Source organism: Sphingobium xenophagum (assembly GCF_031457465.1).
In the GTDB taxonomy this organism is placed as follows: domain Bacteria; phylum Pseudomonadota; class Alphaproteobacteria; order Sphingomonadales; family Sphingomonadaceae; genus Sphingobium; species Sphingobium xenophagum_A.
Genome location: NZ_JAVDWV010000015.1, coordinates 117,259 through 125,820, shown reverse-complemented (window position 1 = coordinate 125,820; position 8,562 = coordinate 117,259). Strand labels below are relative to the sequence as shown.

8 protein-coding genes are annotated in these 8,562 nt (G+C 65.4%); 4 read left to right on the top strand and 4 right to left on the bottom strand.

The window, feature by feature from the left end:
• Positions 1-163 precede the first annotated feature (163 nt).
• Entirely contained in the window at positions 164-946 is a 783-nt protein-coding gene (locus J2W40_RS16135) for an MJ0042-type zinc finger domain-containing protein (RefSeq protein WP_310226684.1), read from the bottom strand.
• Positions 947-1,128: 182 nt separating this feature from the next.
• Between J2W40_RS16135 and ftsE the strand changes: the two genes are divergently transcribed.
• The 4 genes from ftsE to J2W40_RS16115 are packed head-to-tail and all read left to right on the top strand — an operon-like array spanning position 1,129 to position 3,998.
• Complete coding sequence (gene ftsE / locus J2W40_RS16130; protein ID WP_037472794.1) at positions 1,129-1,839, top strand: cell division ATP-binding protein FtsE; 711 nt, start codon at positions 1,129-1,131, stop codon at positions 1,837-1,839.
• Entirely contained in the window at positions 1,836-2,744 is a 909-nt protein-coding gene (locus J2W40_RS16125; RefSeq protein ID WP_310226682.1) for a cell division protein FtsX, read from the top strand. The genes ftsE and J2W40_RS16125 overlap by 4 nt, the downstream gene beginning before the upstream one ends.
• Entirely contained in the window at positions 2,741-3,271 is a 531-nt protein-coding gene (locus J2W40_RS16120; protein WP_310226680.1) for a YdcF family protein, read from the top strand. The genes J2W40_RS16125 and J2W40_RS16120 overlap by 4 nt, the downstream gene beginning before the upstream one ends.
• 19 nt (positions 3,272-3,290) lie before the next feature.
• The gene (locus J2W40_RS16115) at positions 3,291-3,998 is read left to right on the top strand and encodes a lysophospholipid acyltransferase family protein (protein ID WP_037472790.1); all 708 of its coding nucleotides are present in this window, start codon (positions 3,291-3,293) and stop codon (positions 3,996-3,998) included.
• On the opposite strand, the gene J2W40_RS16110 is transcribed toward J2W40_RS16115, so the two are convergent.
• The 3 genes from J2W40_RS16110 to J2W40_RS16100 form a co-directional block, all read right to left on the bottom strand.
• Complete coding sequence (locus J2W40_RS16110) at positions 3,992-4,897, bottom strand: prephenate/arogenate dehydrogenase family protein (RefSeq protein WP_310226678.1); 906 nt, start codon at positions 4,895-4,897, stop codon at positions 3,992-3,994. The genes J2W40_RS16115 and J2W40_RS16110 overlap by 7 nt on opposite strands.
• Before the next feature lie 4 nt (positions 4,898-4,901).
• On the bottom strand, positions 4,902-5,999 hold the full coding sequence (gene hisC, locus J2W40_RS16105; RefSeq protein WP_310226675.1) for a histidinol-phosphate transaminase: 1,098 nt from the start codon (positions 5,997-5,999) through the stop codon (positions 4,902-4,904).
• Between the two features lie 1,425 nt (positions 6,000-7,424).
• Positions 7,425-8,540 (bottom strand): Gfo/Idh/MocA family protein, encoded by a 1,116-nt coding sequence (locus tag J2W40_RS16100; RefSeq protein WP_409050391.1) that lies wholly within the window; start codon positions 8,538-8,540, stop codon positions 7,425-7,427.
• Between the last annotated feature and the right edge of the window lie 22 nt (positions 8,541-8,562).

Below are 8,562 nucleotides of genomic sequence, written 5' to 3'. Positions count from 1 at the left end.
GCCGAAAACTCATCCATCGGGCGCCTCCAACCATGGAGACTGCCCAAGAATCCCATTCGATCAATCGTTCAAGCCCATATGCGATTCCCCTGCCCGGCACGGGGAGGGGGACCGTCGGCGCAGCCGATGGTGGAGGGGGCAGGCGGCCTGACACCGCCTCATCCTACTGCACGAAGGTCAGCGACAAATTCTCGGCATTTTTGGGAATGTCGATCCGGCTTTCGTTGATCGACGCCTCTTCGCCGGGCTTCAGCCGGGCCTTGTCGGCCTTGGTGGTCCAACTGAACACCAGCCGGTTCTGCTGGTCGCGCAATTGCACCAGCACCGGCGGCACCGGCAACGTCTGCGTCCCGCTGTTCACGATCCGCGCGCCAAAGGCGAAATATTCCTCGCCCGTCGGCAGCTTGCGCCGCTCGGCGGGTTTGGAAAGGTAGAATAGCAGGTCGGGATCGCCCTCTTCGGCGACCAGTCCCATGCTGACCGCCCATCCCGGCGGCCCGAAATAATAAAGCGCGCCGCCCGCCGCTGCCACGATCAGGGCAAAGGCGACGGCAGCATAGGTCCATAATTTCAGGACATTGCGGCGGCGCTTGACCGGCGCGGCAGGCGCTGGTTCGCTTTCGTCCGCCCGGCTGACGGGCGCGCCCGCATAGATGTCGTCGAAACGGTTGTTCGCGGGTGCCGAAGGCTCTGGCGCAACCGGCTCGGCGGCCTGCGTGTCTGGAACCGCCTCGACCGGTGGGGCAACGGGCGCTGGCTCCGGCGATGGCGGCACTGCCACCGGCGGCGCGGCGTACGCTGGCTCGTCCGCCCGTCCGGGCAGGATGGCAGGCTCCTGGAACCAGCTATGCTTGCAGGCGGCACATCGCACCTGGCGGCCATTGGGGCCGACGGCGCTGTCCGGCACGACATAGCGTGTCGCGCAATGGGGACATAGCAGGATCATGACGCTTCATAGGCATGGCAGGGACTCGCGCGCAAGCGGCAAGCATCGGGCACGTCACGCCACTGTCATTCAGTCTCGCGACTCGCCCCTTTTCCCGGCGCGGGCTTTACGGCGACCTGCCCGCTGTGCCATGGCGGGGCTTCCGGGGAAGCAGGGAGCGCATGACGCGCCATCAATCTGACATGACGGCCATCGTCCAGTTCGAAAATGTCGGCCTGCGCTATGGTCTGGACAGTGAAACCCTGTCGGATGTCAGCTTTTCGCTGGCGGCTGGCGGATTCTATTTCCTGACCGGCGCGTCCGGCGCGGGCAAGACGTCGCTGCTCAAACTCCTCTATCTCGCCCAGCGGCCCAGCCGCGGCGTCATTCGCCTGTTCGGCGAAGATGTCGTCACCCTGCCGCGCACCCGCCTGCCCGGCTTCCGCCGCCGCATCGGCGTGGTGTTTCAGGATTTTCGCCTCGTCCCCCATTTGTCGGCCTATGACAATATCGCCCTCCCGCTCCGCGTGGCGGGGATGGAGGAGAAGGAGATCGACGCGCCGGTCGCCGAAATGCTGAGCTGGGTTGGCCTCGGCGATCGCGGACAGGCGCGGCCCGCCACCCTGTCAGGCGGGGAGCAGCAGCGGGTCGCCATCGCCCGCGCCGTGATCGGCCGTCCCGAAATCCTGGTCGCCGACGAACCGACCGGCAACGTCGATGCCGACATGGCCCGGCGGCTGCTGACCCTGTTCGAAGCGCTCAATCGCCTGGGCACCACCATTGTCGTCGCGACCCACGACCTGCCGCTGATGAGCCAGGTCACCGGCGCGCAGATGATGCGGTTGGACAAGGGGCGGCTCGCCGATCCCACCGGATCGCTGCGCTATCCGGCCCGGTCCCGGCAGGCCGAATGAGCAGTTCGCGCGCCAGCCGCCGCGCGTCCGCCGCCGCGCGCCATCGCCTGCTGCCGGGCGGACGGCTCGCCGGACCCATGCCGTGGATCATCGCCATCATGATGTTCCTGACAGTCCTGTCCGCCGCCGCCGGTCTGGCGCTGGGCGCCGCTGTCCAGGCGATGAGCGCGGACCTCGCCGGACGCGCCAGCGTGCAGGTGGTGGAGGCTGATGCCGCCGTGCGCGACCAGCTCGCCGCCCGCACGCTCCAGGCGCTGCGCCAGGCCAGTGAGGTCCGCGCCGCAACTCCGGTCGATCCCGCCGCGCTCGCCGACCAGTTGCGCCCCTGGCTGGGCGAGGATGCCGCCAGTGCCGACCTGCCGGTGCCCGCGCTGATCGACGTGACGCTCACCCCCGGCGCGGCGGAGGCGAAAGTCGATCGTTTGCGCCGCCTGCTCGGCAGCATCGCGCCCAGCCTGCGGATCGAACCCCATGCGGCGTTCCTCCTGCCGCTCGCCGGACTGCTCGCCGCGCTCGGCTGGCTGGCAGTCGGTGTCGTCGTGCTGATGACGGTCGCGACCGGCGCAGTAGTCGTGCTGGCAGCGCGCGGCGCGCATGACAGCCATCGCGGCACGATCGACGTGCTGCACCTGATGGGATCGACCGATGTGCAGATTGCCCGGCTGTTCCAATGGCGCATCGGTCTCGACGCGCTGTTGGGCGGCGTGCTGGGCTTTGCCTTCGCGGTGGCCACCCTGCTCGTCATCGGCCTGCGCCTCGATGCGACCGGCTCCGATCTGCTGGGCGCGGTGGCACTCGACAGGACCGGCTGGGCACTGCTCGCGCTGCTGCCGGTGGCGGGCGTCCTGCTGGCCGTCCTCACCGCGCGCTGGACCGTGCTGCGCGCGCTGGGCCGCGCGCTGTGATCGTCCGCCTGTTCGCCGTCAGCCTGTTGGGGTGGATGCTGGGCTTCATCTGGTTCGCGGTGCTGCTGCCCCAACCGCTCGACAGCCGCCCCACCGATGCCATCGTCGTGCTGACCGGCGGGGCCGGGCGGATCGACCGGGGTATCGCTCTGTTGCAGGCCAAGACCGCCAAGCGCATGCTGATCTCCGGGGTCGATCGCTCGGTGCGTCCGGGCGAACTGGCCGCCGAATATGATACGCCCGAAGCGCTCTTCGCCTGCTGCATCACGCTCGGCCGCGAAGCGATCGACACCCGCTCCAACGCGATCGAGACCGCCCGCTGGCTGGAACGGCGCGATTACAAGACCGTGCGCCTCATCACCACCGACTGGCATATGCGCCGCGCCGCGTTGGAGTTGCGGCAGGCGTTGCCGGAGCGGGTCGCGATCGTCTATGACGCGGTGCCCAGCCGCCCTAGCCTCACGATATTGGTGCGCGAATATAATAAATATCTGCTGCGGCGCGGGGCTGCGCTGCTTGGCATCTGACAAAGGCGCATATCTGCTCATGCTCACCGCGATCCGCTCGCTCGCCTTCACGCTGGTCTTCTATTCCGGCAGCCTGTTCTTCGTGCTGGCGGCCCTGCTGCTGGGATCGTTCAGTACCGAGGCGGTGCTGCGGATCGGTACGGGGTGGAGCCGCTTCCATCGCCTGTGCGCGCATTGGCTGCTGGGGCAGAAGGTGAAGGTGGTCGGCGACCTGCCGCTCGGTCCCTATCTCTATATCGTCAAGCATGAATCGATGTTTGAAACGATCGACATGCTCTGCCTGTTCGATCGTCCGGCCGTCGTCGCCAAGCGGGAATTGCTCGACATTCCGTTGTGGGGCCGCGTCGCCCAGCGCTATGGCCTCATCCCCATCGAACGCAGCGGCGGGGCGAGCGCCATGCGGGTGCTGCGCGCCGCCGCCCGCGACGCCAATGCGCAGGGGCGGGCGGTCTGCGTCTTCCCCGAAGGCACCCGCGTCCCCCATGGCGAAGCGCCACCGCTCAAGGCCGGTTTTGCCGGCCTCTATGTCCTGCTCGGCCTGCCCGTCGTGCCGATCGCGATCGACAGCGGCCGGGTGTCGCCGCGTGGCAAATTCCTCAAACGATCCGGCACCATCACCTATAAGGTGGGAGAGATCGTCCCGACCGGCCTTGATCGCCGCGAGGCCGAAACCCGTGTCCATGCCGCGATTAACGCGCTGAACCCGCCATCCGCCCTGCTTCAGTGAGAGCGGCCGAAATCGGGCTTCGCGTCATCCTGTCCCTGTTCGATGATCGAACGGCGAATCTCGCGGGTGTGGGTGAACAGGTTGAACAGCGCGTCGCCGTCATTCCAGCGGATCGCCCGTTGCAGCGCGGATAGATCCTCCGAAAAACGCTGCAGCATTTCCAGCACCGCATCCTTGTTTGCCAGGAACACGTCGCGCCACATGGTCGGGTCGGACGCCGCAATCCGGGTAAAGTCGCGAAAGCCGCCGGCCGAATATTTGATGACTTCGGACTGGGTGACATTTTCCAGGTCGCTCGCCGTACCGACGATGGTGTAGGCGATAAGGTGCGGCAAATGGCTGGTCACCGCCAGCACCAGGTCATGATGCGCCGGGTCCATCAATTCGACATCCGCCCCGACCCGCCGCCATAGTTCGGCGACTCGCTCGACCGCGGCCGGATCGGCGTCGGCCGGGGGCGTCACGATGCACCAGCGGCCCTTGAACAGCGTGGCGAAGCCCGCTTCCGGTCCGCTATTTTCGGTCCCCGCGACGGGATGCGCCGGGATGATCGTCCGCCCCGGCAGCGCAGCGGCAAGCTGCGCCAGCACATCGGCCTTGCACGACCCCACATCGCTGACGATCGCATCGGCGGGCAGATCATCGACAATCTCGGCGGCCGCTGCGCCCATCGCACGGACGGGCACGCACAAGATCACCAGATCGGCGTCGGTCACCGACGCCCCCGCCGTGTCGGTGACATCGTCGCACAGGTCGATCCGACGCGCGGTGTCGCGCACCTGCGGGTCGGCGTCATGGCCCGTCACCCGCACGGTGGGCATGTTCGCCCGGATCGCGCGGGCGAGCGAGGAGCCGATCAGCCCCAGACCGATGATGGTGACGCGGGCGAAAGGCAGCATCGCGTCAGGCCGCTTCCGCCATGGCGCGCAGCTTGGCGGCGACGGCGCGGGTCTGCGCCTTGGTGCCGATGGTGATGCGCAGCCCGTTGGGCAACCCTTGGCCGGGCAGCCAGCGGGTGGCATAGCCTTCGTCCCACAACCCCTTCATCGCGGCCTCGGCGGTCAATGTGCCATCGAACAGGATCAACAGGAAATTGGTCTTGCTTGGCACCACGCGCAGGCCGTGGTTGGACAGGGCACCGACTTCGCCCGCCAGCCATTCGCGCCAACGCGCATTATGCGTCCGGCTCGATTCGACCCAGCCGCTATCGTTGATCGCGGCGATGGCCGCCGCCTGTCCCGCCGTCGTCACGTTGAACGGCGCGCGGATGCGGTGGAGAATTTCGATGATCGCCGGGCAGGCATAGCCCCAGCCGATGCGCTCAGCCGCGAGGCCATAGATTTTCGAGAAGGTGCGCGTGACCAATATGTTGGTGGCACTCTTCGCCAGCTCCAGGCCGCCATCATCCTCGCCCGCGTCGAGATATTCGGCATAGGCCTGGTCCAGCACCAACAAGATGTCGGGGCGCAGGCCCGCATGCAGCCGCGCAATCTCTTCACGGCCGGTCATCGTGCCGGTGGGGTTGTTGGGGTTGGCGAGGAACACGACCTTGGTCTTGTCGGTCACGGTCGCCAGCAGCGCGTCCACGTCGGTCGCATAGTCCTTGTCCGGTGCCACCACCGGCGTCGCGCCGACCCGGCGGGCCGCAATGTCGTAGACCGCAAAACCATAGCGCACATAGAGGATTTCATCGCCCGGCCCGGCATAAGCGCTGGCCGCGATGTGCAGCAGTTCGTCGGAGCCTGTGCCGTAGATCACCTGCGCCGGGTCCAGCCCATGCACCGCACCGATCGCCTCGCGCAACCGGGTCGCGGCGGGATCGGGATAGCTGGCGAGATCGGCGGTGGCCGCGACCAGCGCGGCCCGCGCGGCCGCCCCTGTGCCAAGCGGATTTTCATTGGCCGACAGCTTGATCAGCGGGCGGCCATCGTCGGCGGCGGATTTACCAGGGATATAGGGCGAAATGCCCATTATCCAGTCTTTGGGAGCGGGTTGTGTCATGGCATCGCGCTTTAGCGGCTTCCGCGCCAAAGGCAAAGCGGCAGACCGAGCGGGGATTTTGAGCTGTTCAGGGTCACAGGGGGAAATACACACCGTTGCAGGGTCCAATTTTGGGGCGAATTGGCCCGAATTGTAGCGGGAAAGCCATGGCAACGTCCCGGCGACGCGACACGGACGCGACAGCGACGCGCCATGAACGCGCCACCGACGCGACGGGGGCGGGGGGCGGTGAAGGGCGGCGTGGAGCGGGCGGAGGACTGGCGCATCGCTCAGGATAGACCAGAGAAAATCCTACATTGGAAGGGGGTTGGTTGGGAATGGCGACTGGCCTTGATGTGGGGGTGTCGGGGATGGGCAGGTGGCTTTTTTCGACCGTTACGCTGGCCCACCCCCCGATCGGGGTAAACAGCGCCCCGCGCTGTTTAGGCCAATCCGGGGGATTGCCCGACCCCGATCGCCCCTCGCGCAAGCGGGAGGGGGAGTGAGACTTGCCGGGCTGTAGCGGGATGGGTTTTTGTACTGAAATGCTCCGCGCCATCACTAGGTGGGAGGAGGGGTGTAACTCTATCGAGAGGGCGACACCCCTCCGTCTGGCTAGGCCAGCCACCTCCCCTGCCAGGGGAGGATGACCGAAAACGACCGAAGCTGTATAAAAACGTGTGGCTACGAACGAAATGAACAATTTTAGAATTAGTGTGATCCCCATCGCGTATAGAAATTATCCTGCGTCAGTATTGTGTAAACTAAAGTTGTGCGGAAGAGCATGTCATTGTCGTGTTTACACAATCTCGACCACAATGGGACGTCACCCCGGACTTGATCCGGGGTCCCGCTATTTGTGCGGAGAAAAGCGGGATGCCGGGTCAAGCCCGGCATGACGAAGGAGGAATGGGAATGAACGGTCATTCTGCGGACCTTCAGGTGACAGGCTGGCACTTGATGGTGATGCGGCTGTGGCCGCCTCTTGGCCCTGGCGGCAAGCGAGGTATGGACCAGCGGTCACCAGTTCCCAAGCGACGAAAGAGCGCACCGCATGTCAGTCTATCGGGGGTGGGTTCGCCAAGATATATTGTAACACCACCGTCTCGAAGAAGTGAAAACTCGCAGCGAAGCAACGTTTGGCCCCCGCTGCAAAGCAGATTCTGAATGTGCAGTTGAGGTGCGGCGGCGGCTTCGCTTCCCGCATTTGCCCAGCGAGCAGCGAGTTCGTTGCCGTTTCCGATTAGGGCATTCGACTGAAGGTCACTCCAGATTTCTGCGCGAAGTTCCCCCGCAAGTGCTTCTTCAGGATGAGCCATCTGAATATCTGGGGTTGGCGAATGGGTGCATCCCGACCCAACAGCCGAAACGAAAGATAGCAGAATGAAGGTGCGCGTCATCGCGCAGGGTTATACCAAACAAATGTTCCCAATCCACCCCTTCCCCTCATGCCTGTAAACGCACCGGGCGGCCCTCGCGGGCGGAGCGGTAGATGGCTTCGATGACGCGCAGGTCGGCGAGGCCTTCTTCGCCGGGTACGATGACAGGCGTGCCGTTCAGCACGGCTTGCGCCAGATGGTCGAGCTGGCCCGCAAATTGCGTCTTGGGCGAGGGCGGCAGGGTGCGGTCGGTGACTTTTCCGTCTTTGCGGACGCGCATCGCATGGCCGCTATAGGGGGTGGCGGGTTCCATATCGATCCACCCTTGGGTGCCGATCACGCGATAGCTGTTGTGGGCGGAGCTATAGCTGGACACGCAGGTCGCCTCGATCCCCGACGGGAAGCGCAGCAGGAAGGTGATGCGGTCCTCCACAGTGCGAAAGCGCGGGTCGGCGCGGTCGGTCGATTCGATCGCCATCACGTCCACCGGCTCCTCGCCGGTCAAATAGCGCACGGCATTGAGGCTGTAGATGCCGATGTCCATCAGCGATCCGCCGCCCGACAGGGGCTTGTCGAGTCGCCATTGGCCCGGCTGGATCGGGAAGCCATGTTCGGCGGTGATGATCCGCGTTGGTCCGACATGGCCGCCACGCGCCAGTTCGATCGCCAACTGGTTATGCGGTTCGAAGCGTGATCGATAGCCGATCATCAGTTTTTTGCCCGCCGTTCGGCTGGCCGCGATCATCGCTTCGCATTCGGCGACGGATATCGCCATCGGCTTTTCGCACATGACATGCTTGCCCGCCCGTGCGGCGCGGATCGAATATTCGGCGTGCATGCTGTTGGGCAGGATGATGTAGACAGCGTCGATATCGGGATTGTCGGCGATGCGGTCGAACGTCTCATAGCTGTAACGATGCGTCTTGGGCACGCCATATTCGGTGCCGAATTGTTCCAGCTTGGCCGGGGTGCCGCTGACGAGGGCGCTGATCTTCGCATGATCGCACCCGGCAAAGGCGGGCATGATCTGTTTCGTCGCATAAGATCCCAGGCCGACGATCGCATAGCCGAACTTGCGACCGGGCCTGGCCGCCAGCGCGGGCATACCCGCCGCGGCAAGGCCAAGGCCGACTCCGGTCATCAGGGTCCGCCGCGTTACGATGCTCTCGTCGGTCATGCTCATCTCCTAAAGGGTCGGTCTGCCG

Coding starts and splice junctions, on each gene's coding strand:
- J2W40_RS16100 (WP_409050391.1), bottom strand. CDS start 8,540: ATGAGCATGACCGACGAGAGCATCGTAACGCGGCGGACCCTGATGACC.
- J2W40_RS16110 (WP_310226678.1), bottom strand. CDS start 4,897: ATGCTGCCTTTCGCCCGCGTCACCATCATCGGTCTGGGGCTGATCGGC.
- J2W40_RS16125 (WP_310226682.1), top strand. CDS start 1,836: ATGAGCAGTTCGCGCGCCAGCCGCCGCGCGTCCGCCGCCGCGCGCCAT.
- J2W40_RS16135 (WP_310226684.1), bottom strand. CDS start 946: ATGATCCTGCTATGTCCCCATTGCGCGACACGCTATGTCGTGCCGGAC.
- J2W40_RS16115 (WP_037472790.1), top strand. CDS start 3,291: ATGCTCACCGCGATCCGCTCGCTCGCCTTCACGCTGGTCTTCTATTCC.
- ftsE (WP_037472794.1), top strand. CDS start 1,129: ATGACGGCCATCGTCCAGTTCGAAAATGTCGGCCTGCGCTATGGTCTG.
- hisC (WP_310226675.1), bottom strand. CDS start 5,999: ATGACACAACCCGCTCCCAAAGACTGGATAATGGGCATTTCGCCCTAT.